The following is an 18,885-nucleotide window of genomic DNA, read 5'->3' as shown; positions in this document are numbered from 1 at the left end:
GGAAAGCCAGTGTATTTTGAACCTATGGGTCTTCGGGCGAGATAGTTTTGTCTCACGCGAAGACGCGAAGAAAAACCAGTCTCCTGTCCTACAACCCACGGCCCAGTTTCCACGCCAGGGAGATTTTCAGCGCGCGGCTATTCGGCCGCGTCTGCGTCGTAAGCCGCAGGGCCGACGTGTCGATGACCGAAGCATAGCCCGAAGTGTCGAACACATCGTTCAAACTGACCACCAGCGACAGCCGGTCGTTGACTGGCCGCGAATACGTAATATCCGCCCGGTATGAGGCCTCGCTGTACCCCTGAAAGGTCGGGGTCCGGCTATAGCCGGTCACGTTCAACTGGTAGCGGTCGCCATTGCCCGCGCGATACTCGGCGAGGGCATTTCCCGAACCATTGGTACGGCCGCGCAACACAGCCCCGCCCCCACCTTCTCCTTCAAAAGGTACCTCGGCATAGAACAGGTTGCTATTGATAGAATAGGTGATCCTCTCACCGATCGTCCCACGCAGTGTCACCTCCGCCCCGCCCGAACGGCTAAATCCCGAATTGATGGTGGTGGTCATCAGCAGGCCATTGCTCAGCACCTCTGTATAGGGCGAGAAATCACCGCGGGTCTCGCGATAATAGACCGTCGCTGAGGCGCTGAAGGACTTAGCGTCGAAACTATAGCGCGCTTCGAACGCATCGGTGACCTGCGGTTCCAGGCCGGGATTCCCGGCCACGATCTGCTTGGCGCCGATGTAACGCGGCGTTTCATCATAGTCGCGCAATAGCGGTCGGTCGACGCGGCGCAGGACGCTCAGACGAAGCCGGCCATTGCCGCCCAAGGTACGATCGGCATGCAGCGATGGCAGAACATCGGCAAAGTCCAATTGGCGTCCGACCGGCAGGTCCAATTGCTGGTGTTCGATGCGCACGCCAGGCAGAAACGTCCATTTGCCCGCCGGGTTCTGCCACGTCAGATAGGACGAGGTCAGGGTTTCAGCGCCTTCGAAAACGCTGTCGAAATCGTCGACACCCATCTGGGCGCCTCGGTTGACATAGCTGTTGCGGATCCGGCTGTCGCTGCGTTCCCAAGAAAAGCCGGCGGTCAACAATTGGTTGCCGAAGCGGCGCTCATAGTCGCCCTCGAACCGGTCGCCGGCCGTATCGCGTCCGGTTGTGGTGGTGTAACCGCCGCCGATATCGCGTTCGTAGCTGGCGGTGAAATTGCGCACTTCACGTGTATGATCATAGGCTAAACGCAACTGACGCCCCTCGCCACTGAGGGCATAGACCGCCTCGAGCCGGCTGTCGCGATTGCCAGTCTTGATCGAAGAGACCTCATTGAAGACATCAGCACCACGCGATTGCGCCAGAGCGTCCGAAGCCGAAGCGAAATTGCCGTACTCGCCCTTGACCGCGATCTCAGCCTGTTCCGACAGGGCGTATTCGGCACTGAGCGACGCCGTGGCGTTGTCCGAGCTGTACCGCGTGCGATCCACGCGGTCGCTAACCCAATAACCGCCGGCGCCATCGGGCAATTCCTGATGCTGCAGCAGGGTCGACCGGTTTTGATAGTGGTCGAGAAAAGCCCGGCCCTGATAGGTCCACCCGCCTTGGGTCATCACTCCCGACAGGCCGATACTGCCCTGGTTTCGGGCATTGCCCTCCAGGTTCAGGTCGCCACCAACCTTGCGCCGCTTGCGCGTGATAATGTTAATCACGCCACCTTGACTACCGTACTGGGCCGATGGCGCCGTCAGGACTTCGATGCGCAACACATCGGCGGCGGCTAGGGCGCGAACGGCGGCATTGCCTTCTGGCGGCACCTTGCCGTCGATCAGTATGGTCGCCGCCACGCCGCGCAGCGCCACAATACCATCGGGGGCAACCGTCACCGACGGCACGGTGCGCAGAATATCGACGACGACGCCCTTTGTCTCGCGCTCGACCGCGTAACTCAACCGGTCGGCCTTCTCGACGACGAGAAGCCGTCCCGTGACAATAACCTCAGTCGTATCGTCATTGGATGGCTGTTGGGCGGATGGTTGTTGGGCCCGGGCGGCGCCCGCCAAGACAAGGCCTGCCAAAATCAAACCGGTGCGCAGATCAGGCAAGGTTCACCCGATACAAACTGTCGCGTCTGCATTCGCCCCGACAGCCCTTGATACCCATGGCGCGGGCCTGGGCATCAACATAAACAAGGTCGCTACCGTCCGTCAGATGCCAGCCAAAGCGGGTGGGCGGCGACAGCACGATATCACGGCCCACGAAGCAGTCCCCGAGAGTCCGAATTAGAGCGCGATGAGTTTTAATGGAATCAAAACCCCGATCTAAGTTTTTGTTTTGTCGCGCAATTTTTCCGAAAAGTGGCTTCCACTTTATCGGATTGCGCTCTGGAGCCTCGCCCAGATGTCCCGCACTGCGTGTCACCAGATATGTCATCGTCCTCACCCGGCCGTAACCGCGCGCCTATCTTGAACGTCGCAGTCTGAACGCAGAATGAAGCGCTTCACCGGAAACGCGAAACGCTCCGGGCAACCGGAGCGTTCTGCAAAAAAACACTGGAGTCTTGAACTCAGACCGTCTTTTCGACCTGACTGTATTCGAGATCGACGGGCGTGGCACGGCCGAAGATCGAAACCGACACGCGAAGACGGGCATGTTCCGGATCCGAGCTCTCGACGACTCCGTCGAATGAGGAAAAGTGACCCGAAGTGATTTTGACCTTTTCGCCGATGTCGAAAGCCAGAACGGGCTTGGGCCGCTCCACCGCCGCGTCGACACTGCCGACGATGCGCTGAACTTCCTTCTCGGACACCGGCATAGGCTTGGAGCCAGAACCGAGGAAACCCGTAACTTTCGGCGTGTTCTTGACCAGGTGATAGGCCTCATCCGACAGCTCCATCTTCACCAGGACGTAGCCCGGAAAGAACTTGCGTTCGGAGTTGAACTTGCGGCCGCGGCGAATCTCGACGACCTCTTCGGTCGGAACCAGGATCTCGGAGAACTTGTCCTCCAGACCTTGCGACTTGGCCTGTTCACGCAGCGACTCTGCAACCTTCTTCTCGAAGTTCGAATAGGCGTGAACAATGTACCACTTGTGGTTTGGGTTCGACACTACAGCTGTGACGTCTGGCGTCGTACTTGGGACGGGATTAGCCATCGAAAATTCCTTAAGTGCCGATTTGGGCCAACATTTTGGACCCCCAGCCGAGTGCGAGGTCAACAACCAGGAAAAAGACACCGGCGAGAACGACCATGATCAAAACGAAGACCGTCGTGACCCAGGTTTCCTTGCGGGTGGTCCAGGTAATCTTGCGTGCTTCCTGACGGACTTCACTGAGGAACTTGATAGGATTGAACGGCTTTTTGGGCGCCTTGTCGGCTGTGTCAGCCGCGGCCGCCTTGGCCGGTTCGACCTTGCCGATGGCTGTGCCGCCGCCAGTCTTGCCGCCCGTGACAGTCTTGCCGCCCTGGACCGTCTTGCTCTTGACCTCTGGTTTCTTCACCGTGTTCAGCCTGTAAGTTGCCTGTTGCTCCGAGCAACAGAAATGAGGCTCGAAACCTGTATTTCAAGCCTCAGTTTGGTGGTGGCGCATTTTTACCGAAAAGTGCACTATGATTTCGCATAACACTTTTCGGAAAGCGCTCCGATAATAGTGGCAGGGGCAGAGGGGTTCGAACCCACGACCTTCGGTTTTGGAGACCGACGCTCTACCAGCTGAGCTATACCCCTATTGCTCAAGCGCAGGGCGCTCTCGCATTGAGCCGTGCGATGTATCAGCGCTTGCGGCAACTGGCAACAGGTTGAATGCGATTTTTCACATAAGCCGTGCAAAACGGGCGCCTTACGGCACGAACAACGGATCGACCACGGCCCAGAAGGCGGATTTGGGCGCTCCTGTCGTATCGAACAGCAGCGGGTGGTTCAGCCGCGCCGTCGGAAAGGTCGACAGCCATGTGCTGTTGTCGGCCACACCCCACAGGGTCACCGATTTAACGCTGGCGTGCGCCTGATACAGGTTGAACATAGCGCGATACTGGAGCGCCTGGGCGCGCAGGGCGTTGGTATAGGCGGCGGTGCCGACCACAAAGGCTGTCTGACAGCCGGTCGGCGGCGAGCTGTAGCAACTCCCCGAATCTGTCGTGTACAAAGACACATCCAACTCGGTGACGTGGTTGACCAGGCCGCGCGTCTCGGCCGCTACCAGAGCCGCCTCGGCATTGGCTACCGTCGGAAAGCCGGTATTGATATGGAACTGATGGCCGATGCCGTCGATCGGTACGCCGCGCGCCAGCATGGTATCCACAATGGCCATGAACCGACCCAGCTTGGCCGTATCTTCGGTGCCGTAATCGTTGATGAACAGCTGCACCGTTGGGTCCGCCGCGCGAGCGGCACGGAAAGCGATCTCAATATAGTCGGGCCCGAATATCTGATACCATTGCGAATTGCGGTAGTTGCCGGACGCGTCGTCGCGGGTTGCTTCGTTGACCACATCCCAGGCGTAGACCTTGCCCTTGAAGCGGGTCACGACATCGGTAATGTAGGTCTCCAGCCGCGCCTTGACCATGTCCTTATAGCCGGGTGCTGTCGAATCGCCTTCGAAAAACCAGGCCGGCGAGGTCTGGTGCCACAGCAGGGCGTGACCGCGCACCTCGATGGCGTTGGTCTGGGCAAAGGCCACCAACTGATCGGCCGGACCGTAGTTGTAGACTCCCGCCGATACACCGATCGGATCGGCTTTCATCACGCTTTCAGCCGTAATGCTGCCAGCATGCTTCAGCAGCACGGCATTTGTTGTGGCATTGACGGCCTGACCGGGATCGACCGCCATGCCAATCTTGAACCTGGCAGCAAAGTGCGTTTTCAGCGCCGGAGCTGTCGCAGGGTCCGGCAAGCTCGAACTACTGCTTGAGGAACTTGAAGTAGCACTGCTGGACGAAGACGTACCGCCGCCGCTGGAAGAACCGCCACCGCCTCCCCCACCGCAAGCCGACAACAAGGCGGACGCCGCGGCGGTCAAAACCAGCGCGCGGCGATCCAGGCGGACCTTTGAGGTCATGATATCTTCTCCCAAACGACTTTTTTCATTATGGGAGAGACGGTGGCGACAATTTCACCTTCTGTCAAGGTAGCGCTACCATGAAGCATCAATCAATGCCGCAATGCCTCCGTAAGACAACAGCATCCGACATAGATCATGGCTCTCGATCGGCTAGAGCGGGATGAGTTTTGATGGAATCAAAACTCCCGCTCTAAGCTTTTGTTTTGTCGCGCAATTTGTCCGAAAAGTGCATCACACTTTATCGGATTGCGCTCTAGCGGATCGCCACCAGCTTGCCGTCGTCTGTAACGACGAACACAGTATCACCAACCACGATTGGCGCGATATAGGCGGCGCCACCCAGCTTCAGCTTACCCTTGGGCTCGCCGGTTTTGGAATCGTAGGCCACAGCCTGACCGTCTGAATTGACCATAATCAGCCTGTCCGAGGCCAGGATAGGCCCAGTCCATTGCGGAACCTTGCCGACCAGCTTTTCACGGCCCATGCCGAAAAAGCCCTTTTTCATTTGCTGGCGGCCTTCGTTCAGGTCCTGTATCCAGTGGATCTGACCGCTATCGCGGCTAACGGCCATGAGTTCCCCTTGCAGCGACGTCAGGAAGACCACGTCGCCGGAAACCCAGGGAGAGTTAACACTGTCGGCCGGCACCTGCCATTTTTGCGTGCCGGTCCGCACGTCCATGGCGGCAAAAACGCCGGAATGGGAAGCGGCATAGACTACATTGTCATAGAGAGCCGGACGACCGGCGATGTCACGTATTTGCGACAGGGCGTTGGTCCGCGCTGACTGGGCCAGGGTCTGTTCCCACAAGGGGTCGCCGGTCGCCGTGCTCAGTGCGACGAGTTCCCCGGAGGAGAATGGCGCGATGATCAAATCGCCGGATACCACGGGAGAGGCCGATTTCAGGATCCGGGCCGGCTCTGCGATGGCTTGATAGGTCCATTTCATCTCGCCAGTCACCTGATCGAAGGCGAAAATCTGGTTGTCGACGTCAGTGGCGAAGACATGAGTCGCGTCAACCGTCGGGGCAGCGTGAAACTGGGTATCTACCGGCTTTTGCCAAAGAATGGCACCGCTGGCGGCATCGATAGCGTTGATCGACCGGTAACCCGAGGTCACAAACAGTTTGCCGTCGCCCGTCAGGGCCAGGCCCCCGCCGAAGCCGTGCTTGTCACGCTTCAGCTTCGGATTCAGGTCCAGTGACCACACTTGCGCGCCGCTGGCGACATCGAAAGCCGTGACGCGGGCTTGGCCATCAAGGGTGTAGACGCGCTGACCGTCTGAGACCGGCTGGGCGACGACCTCGGTGTGGGTCTTGCTGGCCGCGCCGATCGACCTGGTCCAGGCGACCTGAAAGCTGGCGGCGGCATTGCTGTGCTGGACGGACTGGACCGGACCGCCAGCAACCGGCCACGAAGCGACGGTTGCGGCAGGCGGCAGGTAGTAGCCGACATCCTTAAGGCTCTTGGACGGTGTCAGCTTTTGGTCGAACGCGACGATTGAAATTCGTTGGCCCTGGGAAGCGACAGCCTGGTTCTCAGGGTCTTCGCGCTTTGCTATTTTGCTGATGGTTTCACAGCCCTGCAGAGAGAGGCCGGCAGCGACGGCCAAAGCGAGGACTGCAGCGCCTTTTGCCGGGCGTTTCGCCAAGCGATTTGAAGAGGACATCATAGATGCGGTTTCCATGCAGGGGACTGATCAGATGAGCGAAAATGACTTATTGCGTCGGGATATTTGCGCCTGCCGGCATACCGGCGGGTATTGTGGGGACTTCGGCTGCCGGCATAGCCAGTACCGATTTGACCGCCGGTGCGGCCCCCGAGTCAATGGCTTGGACATACAGTTCAGCGCGTTTTTTCAACGCGTCGGGAGCGTCGAGCGCGAACGTCAGGGAGTTGAGATCGGTGCGGGCGCCTTTGACGTCACCGTTTTGCAACTTAGCCATGGCCAGAGCTTCGCGGGCGAGGAAACTATAGGGACGCTTGTCCCCGGCGAGCGGCGAAAGGCGTTTTTGGCTGTCCGCATAAACGCCCTTATCCATGACCAGATAGGCTGCCTTTAACGCGGCGAGGTCAGCCATTCGGGTATCTGCGGCGGCCTTGGCGGCGTCGTCAAACAGCTTGATTGCGTCGTCGGTCTTGCCCTCACGCTGGGCCAGACCCGCCAATTGCATCAGCGACATGGCCTTGTAGGCGCCGCTTCCGGTCTTGGCAGTCTCTTCAAATTTAGCCTTGGCGGCGGCGGAGTCGCCTGTGTCGGCGGCCTCGATTCCGGCCTGGAAAGCTTCCGACGCCGTGGCGGCTTCTTTTTTGCGCCACTCGTCAAAACCCCAGTACCCCAGGGCGCTAAGAAGCGCTACGGTGGCGATCCCGGCGGCCCACGGCGCTGCCTTTTTTAGGATGCGGGTCCATTCCTGGGCGCGCAGGTCTTCTTCGGTTTCTTCAAAAATATCGCTCAAAGGAGCATCCCCAGTCTTTTCGCTCTAAATCTATTCGTTATAGGTGTGGCCTTGGTTGGCAGCGCGCCCTTTGTCGGCGCGAACCTAGCCAAAGCCAAGGGCTTACGCAACCGGAATACAGCGCCCGCCCGCCCCCATAACTCATGTCAGACCCTATTACTTAGCAAAATATGTCTCTTCTGGGGCGGGAAAGCTGCGCGCCCTGACATCCTTGGCGTATTGCGCGGCGGCAGTGGCGATTTCGCCGCGCAGGTCGGCATAGCGGCGCACGAACTTCGGCGACCAGTCAAACAACCCCAGCATATCGTCCACAACCAACACCTGGCCGTCGCAGGCGTTGGACGCCCCGATGCCGATGGTCGGCACCTTGACCATGTCGGTGATTTCTCCAGCCAGGTCAGCGGCAACGCCTTCAACCACGATGGCAAAGGCGCCGGCGGCGTCGCTTGCCAGCGCTTCCTGCATAACCTTGTCGCGTTCGGACTGATTACGCCCCTTGGCCCTGAAACCGCCGTCAACATTGACCGCCTGTGGCCGCAGTCCGACATGGCCCATGACGGCGATGCCGCGGCATACCAGGTATGCGATCGTTGCAGCTACCGTTGGGCCGCTTTCGACCTTGACGGCCTGCGCGCCGGTCTCTTTCAACAACGTCACAGCGTTCTGGAACGCCTGTTCCGGGCCGGCTTCGTACGAACCGAACGGCATGTCGACGACAACAAAGGCGCGCTTGGAGCCGCGCATGACGGCCTTGCCATGCAGCACCATCATGTCAAGGGTCACCCCGATGGTATTGGGCAGACCGTGAACGACCATGCCGACGCTGTCGCCGACCAGCAAAACGTCGCAATGATCGTCGAGGATTTCGGCCATCGGCGCCGAATAGGCGGTCAGGACGACCAGCGGTTCCTTGCCCTTGCGAGCGGTGATTTCCGGCGCGGTAATGCGTTTGACGGGGGCTTGGGTGTGGCTGCTCACTACGCACAAATCCTGTTTAGTCAACAATCTAGCGCCTATGATCTGATTCCAGCCTGCAGCGCTAAATAGTCTCTTCTTGCGAATAGGCGTAATACACGCCCACTATCGCCAAACATAGGGAGAAGCTGACCCAAAAAAAGGCCGGGGTCTGCATATAAGTCAGATATTGCGCCGACGCGTCCATCAAATCCATAGAGGACTGTCGTACGACATCGACCAGTTCAACGCCGGCGCGCCAGGTTTCATCGGTTTCGGCCGCAGCCTGTTCGAGCGAACGGCCATAGGCCGACTTGCCGCCGACCTGCCAGTCCGGCATCCGCACCAGTTGCGCCAGCGCGTAGACCCCGCCGATAAAGCCGGCCAGGACGACCAGCCATTGCCGCAGCCACAATTTGACCTTCAGCCCCTGCATGACGCGGCGCTCGAAGGCCGGAGCGTCGTCATGGGCGACCGGGGCCGCATACAGATCTTCGATATCACTGTCTCTCATGATCCTGTTTCCAGAACGGCAGGCTTGATGGGCGAACTCGGCGCCAGGGACAGCTTCAGCTGATCCAGGGCACGACGAATATGACTCTTGACGGTGCCCAGCGGCATCTTCAGTTCGTCGGCAATCTCCTGATGACTCAGGTCGCCGCTGAAATTCAGACCCAGACATAGTCTTTCCATAGGTTTGAGCCGGTTTATGGCAGCATCAAGGCCGGGACTACGAAAATTTTCGTCGATGGCGGAGGGTTCGGGTTCAAAGGCAGTCATGTCGTCGGCCAGTAGGTATTTCTTCGACGACTTGACCTTCTTCAGATAGCGGCGGGCGGCAATCTTCTTCAACCAGCCGATGAAGGGACCATCAAATCGATAGTCTCCGAGGCGCTCATAGGCGATCATGAAGGCTTCCTGGGCCATATCGTCGGCGTCGGAAGATTGCGCCCCCATACGGCGAAGATGGGTCCGGATGGTACCGGCATGACGCTGAACCAGTCCGGCAAAAACGTTCCGGTCGCCGGCGGTGCACAGCCGCACCAGATCGACGTCGGATTGCCGGGAAAAGTCCAGTCTGTCGCCCGAGTTGGCCATAGCTTTCGTCGTTTCCGGGTTGCCGCAGCTATGACTATTTCGAACGCGTGTTGAGGCCGATAACGCCCAGTATCAGCAGGGCCAGACCGATCATGCCGGGTATGGCTGCAAGACCTGACAACTCGTTACCGAAGAAAGAGCCATGCTCGATGACCGGCCACAGCATCAGGCCTGCGGCCACTGCCATCAGGATAAGTCCGGCGCGAATATCGTTCATCGGAGTCTTCGCCTTGGGGACGGATTTTTGCAAACTGTCCATGAACTCGGCAGGAAGGGTTTCACCTTTTTCGATGGCTGTGCGCACCGTTTTTTGAAGTTCGGCATTATTGCGCGCCTTGGTGAACTGTATGATGGCGACAATCGCGATCGGCATACCGAACGTAAAAATAATCGCCACAATGGGGATAAGAATTCCAGCTTCCATAAAAGCTCCTTTTGGTTGGAGTAAAGGCAAGCCAATTGACGGCCTTTGACATTAGGAGGCCCCCAAAGCCTCCTTTGGATGCACGGATTCGGATTAAGTTTTTGTAATTCCATTTTCGCCATTTTGCGCTATGGACAGCGTTAACGCGCCGGGTCAATGTGCACCGGTTCACGATTATGAACGCTTCCATGAGTCCGCGGGTGAAGATCACCTGTCCGACCTGAGGCCAACAGGAGATTTTTATGGCGTTTCTTGCTTCGGCCCTTATGGCGCTGTCCTTGCTTCAGGCTGCCGAAACCGCCGACATCCCCTCGCCGGCTCAGCCAGCAGCCACTGAGCAGCGCGGCAACATCTTTACGCGTTGGCTCCCGGGCAAACGCAACGAATCAGCCGAGCAGGCCCCGGAGCCCTCCGATGAGACCGCCGGAACCGAAAAGCGCAGTACCATCTTCACGCGTTGGCTTCCCGGCAAGCGCAACGAATCAGCCGAGCAGGCCCCAGAGCCCTCCGATGAGACCGCCGGAACCGAAAAGCGCGGCAACATCTTTACGCGTTGGCTTCCCGGCAAGCGCAACGAACAAGCCGAACGGGCGCAAACAGAGACACCGCCGACCGAAGTCGAGGTCAAGGGCTTGCGCCGCTGGAAGAACATGTTCCCGGACAAGAAACAGAAGGTTTTGACCGACTACCACGGCGACAAGATCAAGACCCAGAAGTGGTCATCGGGTCAGTGGATCATCGAGGTACGCCGCGATGGCTTCGCCGACGGTACGCAGTGTTACCTGCGCACAAGGGAAATGGTTGGCAAGAGCCGCATAACCTATGCCGATGGGGTGCTGGGCTTCCGATTCAAGCATTATGTCGACCCCAACAAGGTGTTTTTTCGAGTCGACGACCGGCCATCCAAGGCCTGGCGTGCCGTTTTCCGCGATCTGCACATGCTTGGCCTGACGGTGAAACCCTATGCCAGTGACTACCGTGACGAGAGCGTCATCCTGATTCCGGCCGAGGAAATGGCTGGTGCACACGAAATCGCCATCCGGCCGACCGAGGAAGGAAAGCCGGAAAAATTCGACATTAAGGGCTTTGAGAAAGCCATGGCGGCGTCAAAGCGCGTCGGTTGTGTCGAATATGTCCGCGAAGATTTCTAGAGCACACTCCGATTAAGTGGACGCCCGTTTCTGGATAAACTGCGCGACAAAACAAAAACTTAGAGCGGGGTTTTGAGTCCATCAAAAGCCCGCTTCGGGGCGCAGTCGCAAAAGTACTGCACACTTTATCGGATTGCGCTCTGGCGAATGGCCTCAAGCTCGTGTTTTTCCCGTTTTGATGTTCGTGCCGCCGCAAAGCAGCGGGGTCGTGTTGTTCGCGGTAAACCTTCAAACACTTCGACACGGTCCTGAACTCAAAGCGTTTCCTCCAACACCTTTACCGTATCCGGCCGAAAGCCCGTCAATACCTGATCGCCGATTTCAATCAACGGGCGTTTGATCATCGATGGCTGCGCAATCATCAGCTTGATTGCCTTGGCTTCGGTCAAATCAACCTTGGCTTCCGGAGGCAAGTCCTTGAATGTGGTGCTGGCCTTGTTTAACACCTTTTCCCAGCCAGCTTTGGCACTCCAGGCTTTAAGCTTAGCCACACCGATTCCCGACTGCTTGTAGTCATGAAACTGATAGGCAACACCTCGCGCCTTCAACCAGTCGAAAGCCTTCTTCATCGTGTCGCAGTTGGGGATGCCATAGACGGTCAGCATAAGTGCTCCTCAGATCTGCGGCACCGTTAGCACGACTTTCCCGACGGTCAAACTAACTCGGCAACTCGCTCGTACTGCCCCAGAATGTGACCACCTGGCGCAGCGTGTTGGCATACTGCGCGCCGTCAAACGGTTTTACAACGTAGCCGTTGGCATGGCGTTCGAAGCATTCGCGGATATCGGTCGGCGATTCGGAACTGGTGAACATCACCACGGGAATCGATTTAAACTCGCTCGATTCCTTGACGACATTGAGGAACTGCTTGCCGTCCATGCGCGGCATATTGATGTCGAGCAGGATCAGGTCCGGCGTCCGGGCACCTTCGAACGCGCCTTCCTTGTGCAGGCATTCCAGCGCCTGGTTGCCGTTATTGGCCACCGTCATCCGCACTGGAGGCACAGCCGTCGTCAGAGCCCGTCGCGTCATCTCGACGTCGCCCTCATTATCTTCGACCAGCAGTATGTCGAGTTGAGAGCGCATGCGAGTTAGCCTCCGTCAGGCAATCTGAAGGTAAACACATTACCCTCCCACGGATGAGACGTAAAGCGCATGTCCCGCAGCATTAGAGCGCAATCCGATAAAGTGGACACCACCGCACGGGCGCTGCCGTTTTCGGAAAAACTGCGCGACAGAATACAAACTTAGAGCGGGGTTTTGATTCCATCAAAACGCATACCGCTCAAGCGTGTCAGCAGGTGCTATTCGTCTTGCGGGCCGGTTTTGTAAAAACCAGACTCTCCTGAGACGGTGGCGTCGGCGGGTCTCGGGGGCGCCCCAACCTGTCTGAGCGACAACCTGTGTGCTCCATCATGACGGACATTCGGCGCGCATTTTGCGGTTGATCCCGCAGCATTGGCGCCGCCGTGCCCATGGCGGGTGAGGAATTATGCCACCCATAAGATCTATTGTACCTTAACCAGAGACAAGGATGTGATGTGATCCTTGCCGCAAGTCGGGAATGACAGCGAACACGGTTAAACCCGTCTCGGACGCTATTCCCATTCAATCGTACCCGGCGGCTTCGAGGTCACGTCATAGACCACGCGGTTGACGCCCCTGACTTCGTTGACGATGCGGGTGGCACAGCGGCCCAGCACAGGCCACGGGAACTCGAAGAAGTCCGCCGTCATGCCGTCGCTCGACGTTACCGCCCGCAACGCCAGAACATCCTCATAGGTCCGTGCATCGCCCATGACACCAACCGTTTTGACCGGCAGCAGCACCGCGAACGCCTGCCAAATCTGGTCGTATAGCCCGGCCTTGCGGATCTCATCGAGATAGATGGCATCGGCCTCCTGCAAGGTCTTGACCTTCTCCGGCGTTACGGCGCCTGGAATTCGAATCGCCAGACCCGGCCCAGGGAACGGATGCCGGCCGACAAACGCCTCTGACAGACCCAGTTCGCGCCCCAGGGCCCTCACCTCGTCCTTGAACAGTTCGCGTAGCGGCTCGACCAGTTTCAGCTTCATATAGTCCGGCAATCCGCCGACATTGTGATGCGACTTTATCACGGCCGACGGCCCGCCCGACGGCGACACGCTTTCGACCACGTCGGGATACAGCGTCCCCTGGGCCAGGAACTGGGCGCCGTCAATCTTGGCGGCCTCGGCATCGAAGACGTCGATAAACAGCTTGCCAATGGTCTTGCGCTTGGTTTCGGGATCGTCGATCCCGGCCAGGGCGCCAAGGAAAAGCGCTTGCGCTTCAACGTGGATCAGCGGGATGTTGTAGTGATCCCTGAACAACGCCACGACCTGCGCGCCCTCTTCCTTGCGCAGCAGGCCGGTGTCGACGAATACGCAGGTCAGTTGCTCGCCGATGGCCTCGTGGATCAGTACTGCCGCGACGGATGAGTCGACTCCGCCCGACAGGCCGCAAATCACCTTGCCGGTACCGACCTGGGCGCGGATCTTTGCCACCTGTTCATCGCGGAACGACGCCATCGACCAGTCACCGGTAAAGCCGGCGATTTCGAACAGGAAGTTGCGGATGATGTCCGTGCCTCGGGCGGTATGGACCACTTCGGGATGGAACTGGACGGCGTAGAACTTGCGCTTTTCATCGGCGATGGCGGCATAGGGCGCACCTTCCGACACGGCGATGACCTCAAAACCTTCCGGAATGGCGGTAACGCGGTCGCCGTGGCTCATCCACACGGTTTCGTTGTCATTCAGCCCCTTGAAGATCGGTGACGGCTTGATGATGTCGATGCTGGCGCGGCCGAATTCGCGATCGTGACCGGCCTCGACCCTACCGCCCAGCAGGTCGCACATCAGTTGCTCGCCATAGCAGATGCCGAACACCGGCAAATTCATCTCGAACAGCTTGGCATCGATGGTCGGTCCCTCGTCGATGACGCTATGGGGCGAACCCGACAGGATGACCGCCCTGGGGCGCAGGCTGTCGATCGCATGGGCCGCCTTGGTAAAAGGATGGATTTCGCAATAGACGCCGCATTCGCGCACCCGGCGCGCGATCAGCTGCGTCACCTGGGAGCCGAAATCGATGATAAGAAGCGCTTCGTGATGAGCGGGCACTTAGGACGTCCTTGTATAGGCGGCAATAAAGAAGCCGTCGGTGGCAGTGGTATGGGGGGTGAGACGCAGGCGGTGGCCCGCAGAAAGTTCAGTCAGCTGCGCCGTGTTGTCGACGAACAGGCCGGCCATCCCGGCCAGGCTGTGAATGGGCAAGGCAACGAAGGCCGGGTTCTCAGCTTCGAACACATCGGCCGTGGCGGCATTTTCATCATCCAGCACCGAGCATGTGACATAGACCAACCGTCCGCCGGGCCTCACGCAGCGTGCCGCGCGCGACAGGATATGGGTTTGCAGGGTGTGCAGCCGCTCGACCTCGGCTTCGTTGAGGCGATGGGCTTCTTCCGGATGACGCCGCCAGGTACCCGAACCTGAACAGGGCGCATCAACCAGGACCAAGTCGGCGTCGTGCAATTGTGACAGTTGCGTATCATTTTCCGGATCGAAAAAATGGACGAAATGCGCTGATGCTCCGGCGCGCTGCAAACGCGGCTCGATGGCCCGCAGGCGCTTTTCGACGACATCGCACGCATAGATCTCGCCCTTGCCGTTCATCATCTGGGCCAGCGCCAGGGTTTTCCCGCCGCCGCCGGCGCAAAAGTCGATGACCTTCGGCATCTTGCCTTTGTCGGCGCCTGGCAATAAACCGGCCCCGGCCAGAAAAGCCGCCAGTTGTGAGCCCTCGTCCTGGATCTCGATCAGCCCCTGCTGATAGGCCGTTAGCTTGACCAAACTGGGCGGCGGCTCGGCCGGCAAGCGGATGCCGAAAAGCGAAAACGGTGTCGGCTGCGGTGAGAGCCCCTCTTCAACCAAGACTTTAAGCATGGCCTCGCGAGTCGTCTTGGCGCCATTGACCCGCAGGTCGATGGGCGCCCGGGGCATCATGAGGCAGGTGGCTTCGACCGCCCACGCCCCGCCGAACTGCTGCTGGAAACGACTTACGACGAACTCCGGCAAACCGCTCCTGACCCACGCCGGAGCCTCGCCATCGGCCGCCGACAACAAGCCCCTCTCGTCTTCGGTGAGTGGCTGCGGGCCGTAGCCGGCGCCACTATACAGGATTTCGATGTCTTCAATGGCCATGCCGTCGATCAGGGCCAGGGACGCGAGCACGAGGGCCCGGCCTTCGCCCTTCGTGTGCCCTGGTGACTTTTCCCCCTTCTGCATCGCCCACAGCAGCCGCGACCTGCCGCGGACACAGCGGTAAACGCGGTCGGCAATGGCACGGCGGTCCTTCGATCCAGCGTAGCGGTTGCCCTGGCCCCACTGCTTCAGCACCGCTTCCACCGTGGTGCGCGTCCCGGAAACCTGGTCAAGGATGTCGGCGGCGGCCTGGAGACGAGCGGCCGGCGTCAAATGGTGGTTCCGAAGGCGGGGTTTCCAAACACCAGCGTGTAAAGGCACATCAGAAGCCCCACCAGCGAAAACACAAAGGCAATCGAGCGGATGTAGCGAACGCCGAATGCGTACAATGGCACATAGGCAATGCGGCCGACCAGGTAGATATGCGCACCCAGGATCGAGATACTGTCGGACTTGGCGGTAAAGTTCAGGCAAACCGCGATAATGCAAAAGAAGACATAGGTTTCCATGAAATTTGCAAATGCGCGCTCAAGGCGTCCCGCCAAAGGCGGCACCTCAAACGGCGTATCACGCGGTCCGGAATTCCATTTCGCGTATCCTGCTGCCTTGAAGGCAGCAAACGGAGCTGCCAGCAAGGTGATCAAACCGACCAGACCTGCCCAAACCGCTACCCAAAGTTCCTGCGTCATGTGTTACTGCCTGTAGTTTGGGGCTTCGCGCGTGATCATCACGTCATGGACATGGCTTTCGCGCAAGCCCGCATTGGTGATGCGAACAAAGCGCGCCCGTTTCTGGAATTCTTCGATGGTCGGAGCCCCGACATAACCCATGGCCGCGCGCAGTCCGCCGACCAGCTGGTGCAGCACCGGGGCAATCGGCCCCTTGTACGGGACTTGGCCTTCGATGCCTTCGGGGACCAGCTTCATGGAATCGCGGACCTCCTTCTGGAAGTAGCGATCGGCCGAGCCCGAGGTCATGGCCCCGAGCGAGCCCATGCCGCGATACGACTTGTACGACCGGCCCTGGTACAGGATTTCCTCGCCCGGCGCCTCTTCTGTGCCGGCGAACATCGACCCCAGCATGGCGGTCGCCGCCCCGGCGGCGATGGCCTTCGCCAGGTCGCCGGAGAACTTGATGCCGCCATCGGCGATGATGGGTACGCCTGAACCTTCCGCAGCGCGAACGCTGTCGAGGATGGCAGTCAGTTGCGGCACGCCGACACCGGCAACAATGCGCGTCGTGCAGATGCTGCCTGGACCGATACCGACCTTGACGGCGTCAGCGCCGGCGTCGATGAGGGCACGCGTGCCGTCATAGGTGGCGACGTTGCCGGCGACGATCTGGACCTTGTTGGTTTCCTTGCGCAGCCGGGTGACGGACTGCAATACCAGGCTGGAATGGCCGTGGGCGGTGTCTATGACAACGACGTCAGCGCCCGCCTCGACCAGGACCATGGAACGCTCGAAGCCGGCATCACCGACGGTTGAAGCGCCCCCGACCAGCAGCCGGCCGGACGAGTCCTTGGCCGCGCTTGGATAGGCCTGGGACTTCTCCATATCCTTGACGGTGATAAGGCCGACTGAACGGTAGGCATCGTCAACGACGATGATCCGCTCGATGCGATGCCGCGCCATAAGGTCTCGCGCCCGGGACTGGTCGACGCCATCGGTAACGGTGATCAGGTTTTCCGTCGTCATCAACTCGGCGGCAGTCTTGGAGCCATCGCTTTCAAAACGGATATCGCGGTTGGTCAGGATGCCAACCAGCCTGTTGGTTTCGCGCTCGACGACCGGGAAGCCGGAGATGCTGCGCCGGGCGATGATATCGCGAACCTCCGCCAGCTTCGTGTCGGGATGGATGGTGATCGGATTGATGACCATGCCGGATTCAAAGCGCTTGACGGCGCGGATCTCGTCGGCCTGCTGCTCGTTGGTCAGGTTGCGGTGAACGATGCCCATTCCGCCGGACTGAGCCATGGCGACGGCCAACCTGGCTTCAGTAACGGTATCCATGGCGGAAGAGACCAGCGGGATGTTCAGGCTGAGTTCGCGGGTAAATCGGGTCTTCGTTTCGACCTGGGTGGGCATGACCTCAGACGGGCCGGGCTCCAGCAAAACGTCGTCGAAGGTGAGGCCTTCGCGTATATCCATAAGGAACGCTCCATTTTGCGGCTTGTGCATAGGGGAATCGCCGAGGGAGGTAAAGGGGCGCGGAAACAAATTATTGTTTCGGCTTATCCCATTTCTGTAACGCTGAAGGATTCGTGTTAGGGTGCCGAGGTGATGGAGGGGGAAGACGACATGTTGATCGTTCCGCGTATCCTGATGAGCGTTCTGGGCGCAGCTGCCGTGACAGCCTTGGCGCTGAGTGTCATGGGTTACCTGGTGATGACCGGAAAAACCGCCGTTGACGGATTGTCCATTGCCCAAGCCATCTTGAGTATTGGTTTTTACAATGCCCTGACCGTTGCCGTTTTGATCGGTATGCCCCTGTTTGCCTGGTTGCACCGGCGGGGACGCCTGACTTGGTGGCCTGTTATGTGGACGTCATTTATGACAGGACTTGTTGTAATCGAGCTCTATTTTGTAGCTCTCTATGGTCATTACGACTTGTTGCTTGCCCTTGCCGCGCCCTGGTTTCTCCTGCCGCTCTACAGTTGGTTTTTTTATCTCCTTGCGCCGCTTGCCGGTTTGACAGCTCTGTTGGTATGGAAAACGTTCCCGGGTGCCACGACCGAATTGCCTAGGCGGCCGTTGCCTTCAGCCCGATAATCGCCGTCACCAGCATGGCCAGAAAAACGACGCGCAAGGGCGTCACCGCTTCGTGGAACAGCACCATGCCCAGGATCGCTGCCCCCAGCGCTCCGATACCGACCCACACGGCATAGGCCGTGCCTATTGGCAGGGTCTGCGCGGCCTTGGCCAGCAGGAACATGCTCAGCGCCAGAGTGATGATCGTAAATACCGAAGCGACCGGCTTGGTGAAACCGTGGCTGTATTTCAATCCGATGGCCCAGCAGATCTCCAGCAGGCCGGCTATGATCAGATATATCCAGGCCGGAGTGAGGCCGAACGAAGCGGCCATGCTATTGGATCTTCTCGGCCTTGGTGATGTTCTTGTACATCGACAGAATCGGAATGCGGAAGCCGTAATGGCTGATTTTGAATCTGCCCTTTTCGGCCAGCTTGCCTTGGATGTCGGACGAGTTGAACTTGAAGTAGTGGAGACTGTCGGTGTTACGGTAGGTGCCTTCGCTGGTGAAGACGAGATAGACGTCCTGGCGTTTACCATTTTTCGTCATCAACTTGTTTTCGACATGGGTGACCGTGACTTCCGAGGACCCATGTGTCCAGTAAGGCGTCGTCGCCCAACCCACGAACAGGATCACCACAACCGCGACAATGGCGAAAATCAGCTTTTTCACAACGCAATCTCCCATGAGGGCGCCACCCTAGCGCCGATCCTGCCAAGCGACAATGAGAGAATGTCGTAACCTCGCCTATCCCTTGAACCCCGTCGCCAC

General features: G+C 59.0%; 21 protein-coding genes and 1 tRNA gene. 2 read left to right on the top strand and 20 right to left on the bottom strand.

Going from position 1 to position 18,885, the window contains the following annotated elements:
- Positions 1 to 88: 88 nt before the first annotated feature.
- The 12 genes from ABAC402_RS25885 to ABAC402_RS25835 all read right to left on the bottom strand — a co-directional run bounded on the left by ABAC402_RS25885 (position 89) and on the right by ABAC402_RS25835 (position 9,988).
- On the bottom strand, positions 89 to 2,101 hold the full coding sequence (locus tag ABAC402_RS25885) for a TonB-dependent receptor (RefSeq protein ID WP_023448597.1): 2,013 nt from the start codon (positions 2,099 to 2,101) through the stop codon (positions 89 to 91).
- Positions 2,094 to 2,429 carry a hypothetical protein gene (locus ABAC402_RS40120; protein WP_155847326.1) on the bottom strand — a complete coding sequence of 112 codons (336 nt, stop codon included), beginning with the start codon at positions 2,427 to 2,429 and terminating at the stop codon, positions 2,094 to 2,096. Before ABAC402_RS40120 ends, ABAC402_RS25885 begins: the two co-directional genes overlap by 8 nt.
- A 133-nt stretch (positions 2,430 to 2,562) precedes the next feature.
- The gene (gene nusG, locus ABAC402_RS25880; RefSeq protein WP_052025271.1) at positions 2,563 to 3,150 is read right to left on the bottom strand and encodes a transcription termination/antitermination protein NusG; all 588 of its coding nucleotides are present in this window, start codon (positions 3,148 to 3,150) and stop codon (positions 2,563 to 2,565) included.
- 10 nt (positions 3,151 to 3,160) lie between these two features.
- Entirely contained in the window at positions 3,161 to 3,496 is a 336-nt protein-coding gene (secE, locus tag ABAC402_RS25875; RefSeq protein WP_023448594.1) for a preprotein translocase subunit SecE, read from the bottom strand.
- Positions 3,497 to 3,647: 151 nt separating this feature from the next.
- A tRNA-Trp gene (locus tag ABAC402_RS25870) sits at positions 3,648 to 3,723 on the bottom strand.
- Between the two features lie 112 nt (positions 3,724 to 3,835).
- Positions 3,836 to 5,053 (bottom strand): endo-1,4-beta-xylanase, encoded by a 1,218-nt coding sequence (locus ABAC402_RS25865; RefSeq protein WP_235079916.1) that lies wholly within the window; start codon positions 5,051 to 5,053, stop codon positions 3,836 to 3,838.
- A gap of 256 nt (positions 5,054 to 5,309) precedes the next feature.
- On the bottom strand, positions 5,310 to 6,725 hold the full coding sequence (locus ABAC402_RS25860) for a PQQ-binding-like beta-propeller repeat protein (RefSeq protein ID WP_023448592.1): 1,416 nt from the start codon (positions 6,723 to 6,725) through the stop codon (positions 5,310 to 5,312).
- A 46-nt stretch (positions 6,726 to 6,771) separates the two neighbouring features.
- On the bottom strand, positions 6,772 to 7,512 hold the full coding sequence (locus ABAC402_RS25855) for a tetratricopeptide repeat protein (protein ID WP_023448591.1): 741 nt from the start codon (positions 7,510 to 7,512) through the stop codon (positions 6,772 to 6,774).
- Between the two features lie 156 nt (positions 7,513 to 7,668).
- Positions 7,669 to 8,490, bottom strand: a complete 822-nt coding sequence (gene panB, locus ABAC402_RS25850; protein ID WP_023448590.1) for a 3-methyl-2-oxobutanoate hydroxymethyltransferase — start codon at positions 8,488 to 8,490, stop codon at positions 7,669 to 7,671.
- Positions 8,491 to 8,551: 61 nt separating this feature from the next.
- Positions 8,552 to 8,980 (bottom strand): hypothetical protein, encoded by a 429-nt coding sequence (locus ABAC402_RS25845; RefSeq protein WP_023448589.1) that lies wholly within the window; start codon positions 8,978 to 8,980, stop codon positions 8,552 to 8,554.
- Positions 8,977 to 9,564 (bottom strand): RNA polymerase sigma factor, encoded by a 588-nt coding sequence (locus tag ABAC402_RS25840; RefSeq protein ID WP_023448588.1) that lies wholly within the window; start codon positions 9,562 to 9,564, stop codon positions 8,977 to 8,979. The genes ABAC402_RS25845 and ABAC402_RS25840 overlap by 4 nt, the downstream gene beginning before the upstream one ends.
- 34 nt (positions 9,565 to 9,598) lie before the next feature.
- Entirely contained in the window at positions 9,599 to 9,988 is a 390-nt protein-coding gene (locus ABAC402_RS25835; protein ID WP_023448587.1) for a DUF6249 domain-containing protein, read from the bottom strand.
- Positions 9,989 to 10,230: 242 nt separating this feature from the next.
- Here ABAC402_RS25835 and ABAC402_RS25830 point away from each other — a divergent pair, with 242 nt between their 5' ends.
- Positions 10,231 to 11,139 carry a hypothetical protein gene (locus tag ABAC402_RS25830; protein ID WP_023448586.1) on the top strand — a complete coding sequence of 303 codons (909 nt, stop codon included), beginning with the start codon at positions 10,231 to 10,233 and terminating at the stop codon, positions 11,137 to 11,139.
- Positions 11,140 to 11,393: 254 nt separating this feature from the next.
- On the opposite strand, the gene ABAC402_RS25825 is transcribed toward ABAC402_RS25830, so the two are convergent.
- From ABAC402_RS25825 to guaB, 6 genes are all read right to left on the bottom strand, one after another.
- Positions 11,394 to 11,744 (bottom strand): arsenate reductase, encoded by a 351-nt coding sequence (locus ABAC402_RS25825; RefSeq protein WP_023448585.1) that lies wholly within the window; start codon positions 11,742 to 11,744, stop codon positions 11,394 to 11,396.
- A 52-nt stretch (positions 11,745 to 11,796) separates the two neighbouring features.
- Positions 11,797 to 12,225: a response regulator gene (locus ABAC402_RS25820; protein ID WP_023448584.1), complete on the bottom strand. Its 429-nt coding sequence runs from the start codon at positions 12,223 to 12,225 to the stop codon at positions 11,797 to 11,799.
- 512 nt (positions 12,226 to 12,737) lie between these two features.
- A complete protein-coding gene (guaA, locus tag ABAC402_RS25815) occupies positions 12,738 to 14,282 on the bottom strand; it encodes a glutamine-hydrolyzing GMP synthase (protein WP_023448583.1) in 1,545 nt (514 codons plus the stop codon).
- The gene (locus ABAC402_RS25810) at positions 14,283 to 15,635 is read right to left on the bottom strand and encodes an RsmB/NOP family class I SAM-dependent RNA methyltransferase (protein WP_023448582.1); all 1,353 of its coding nucleotides are present in this window, start codon (positions 15,633 to 15,635) and stop codon (positions 14,283 to 14,285) included.
- On the bottom strand, positions 15,632 to 16,051 hold the full coding sequence (locus ABAC402_RS25805) for an MAPEG family protein (protein WP_023448581.1): 420 nt from the start codon (positions 16,049 to 16,051) through the stop codon (positions 15,632 to 15,634). Before ABAC402_RS25805 ends, ABAC402_RS25810 begins: the two co-directional genes overlap by 4 nt.
- Before the next feature lie 3 nt (positions 16,052 to 16,054).
- On the bottom strand, positions 16,055 to 17,512 hold the full coding sequence (guaB, locus tag ABAC402_RS25800) for an IMP dehydrogenase (RefSeq protein WP_023448580.1): 1,458 nt from the start codon (positions 17,510 to 17,512) through the stop codon (positions 16,055 to 16,057).
- 150 nt (positions 17,513 to 17,662) lie between these two features.
- Between guaB and ABAC402_RS25795 the strand changes: the two genes are divergently transcribed.
- Positions 17,663 to 18,133, top strand: a complete 471-nt coding sequence (locus ABAC402_RS25795) for a hypothetical protein (protein ID WP_155847325.1) — start codon at positions 17,663 to 17,665, stop codon at positions 18,131 to 18,133.
- On the opposite strand, the gene ABAC402_RS25790 is transcribed toward ABAC402_RS25795, so the two are convergent.
- Together ABAC402_RS25790 and ABAC402_RS25785 are read right to left on the bottom strand one after the other, a co-directional pair.
- Complete coding sequence (locus ABAC402_RS25790) at positions 18,105 to 18,446, bottom strand: multidrug efflux SMR transporter (RefSeq protein WP_023448578.1); 342 nt, start codon at positions 18,444 to 18,446, stop codon at positions 18,105 to 18,107. The genes ABAC402_RS25795 and ABAC402_RS25790 overlap by 29 nt on opposite strands.
- Before the next feature lies 1 nt (position 18,447).
- Positions 18,448 to 18,786, bottom strand: coding sequence for a DUF1523 family protein (locus ABAC402_RS25785; RefSeq protein WP_023448577.1), 339 nt, complete (start codon positions 18,784 to 18,786; stop codon positions 18,448 to 18,450).
- Between the last annotated feature and the right edge of the window lie 99 nt (positions 18,787 to 18,885).

Origin of the sequence: Asticcacaulis sp. AC402 (assembly GCF_000495835.1) — a bacterium.
In the GTDB taxonomy this organism is placed as follows: domain Bacteria; phylum Pseudomonadota; class Alphaproteobacteria; order Caulobacterales; family Caulobacteraceae; genus Asticcacaulis.
The sequence above is the reverse complement of the archived record's forward strand: the minus strand, read 5'-3'. Positions and strand labels throughout refer to the sequence as shown.

What these genes read in the sequence shown, in the direction of transcription:
- guaB (WP_023448580.1), bottom strand. Translation starts at nt 17,512, where the DNA reads ATGGATATACGCGAAGGCCTCACCTTCGACGACGTTTTGCTGGAGCCC.
- ABAC402_RS25860 (WP_023448592.1), bottom strand. Translation starts at nt 6,725, where the DNA reads ATGATGTCCTCTTCAAATCGCTTGGCGAAACGCCCGGCAAAAGGCGCT.
- ABAC402_RS25825 (WP_023448585.1), bottom strand. Translation starts at nt 11,744, where the DNA reads ATGCTGACCGTCTATGGCATCCCCAACTGCGACACGATGAAGAAGGCT.
- ABAC402_RS25865 (WP_235079916.1), bottom strand. Translation starts at nt 5,053, where the DNA reads ATGACCTCAAAGGTCCGCCTGGATCGCCGCGCGCTGGTTTTGACCGCC.
- ABAC402_RS25805 (WP_023448581.1), bottom strand. Translation starts at nt 16,051, where the DNA reads ATGACGCAGGAACTTTGGGTAGCGGTTTGGGCAGGTCTGGTCGGTTTG.
- ABAC402_RS25820 (WP_023448584.1), bottom strand. Translation starts at nt 12,225, where the DNA reads ATGCGCTCTCAACTCGACATACTGCTGGTCGAAGATAATGAGGGCGAC.
- ABAC402_RS25790 (WP_023448578.1), bottom strand. Translation starts at nt 18,446, where the DNA reads ATGGCCGCTTCGTTCGGCCTCACTCCGGCCTGGATATATCTGATCATA.
- ABAC402_RS25795 (WP_155847325.1), top strand. Translation starts at nt 17,663, where the DNA reads ATGTTGATCGTTCCGCGTATCCTGATGAGCGTTCTGGGCGCAGCTGCC.
- nusG (WP_052025271.1), bottom strand. Translation starts at nt 3,150, where the DNA reads ATGGCTAATCCCGTCCCAAGTACGACGCCAGACGTCACAGCTGTAGTG.
- ABAC402_RS25830 (WP_023448586.1), top strand. Translation starts at nt 10,231, where the DNA reads ATGGCGTTTCTTGCTTCGGCCCTTATGGCGCTGTCCTTGCTTCAGGCT.
- ABAC402_RS25845 (WP_023448589.1), bottom strand. Translation starts at nt 8,980, where the DNA reads ATGAGAGACAGTGATATCGAAGATCTGTATGCGGCCCCGGTCGCCCAT.
- ABAC402_RS25840 (WP_023448588.1), bottom strand. Translation starts at nt 9,564, where the DNA reads ATGGCCAACTCGGGCGACAGACTGGACTTTTCCCGGCAATCCGACGTC.
- ABAC402_RS40120 (WP_155847326.1), bottom strand. Translation starts at nt 2,429, where the DNA reads ATGACATATCTGGTGACACGCAGTGCGGGACATCTGGGCGAGGCTCCA.
- ABAC402_RS25835 (WP_023448587.1), bottom strand. Translation starts at nt 9,988, where the DNA reads ATGGAAGCTGGAATTCTTATCCCCATTGTGGCGATTATTTTTACGTTC.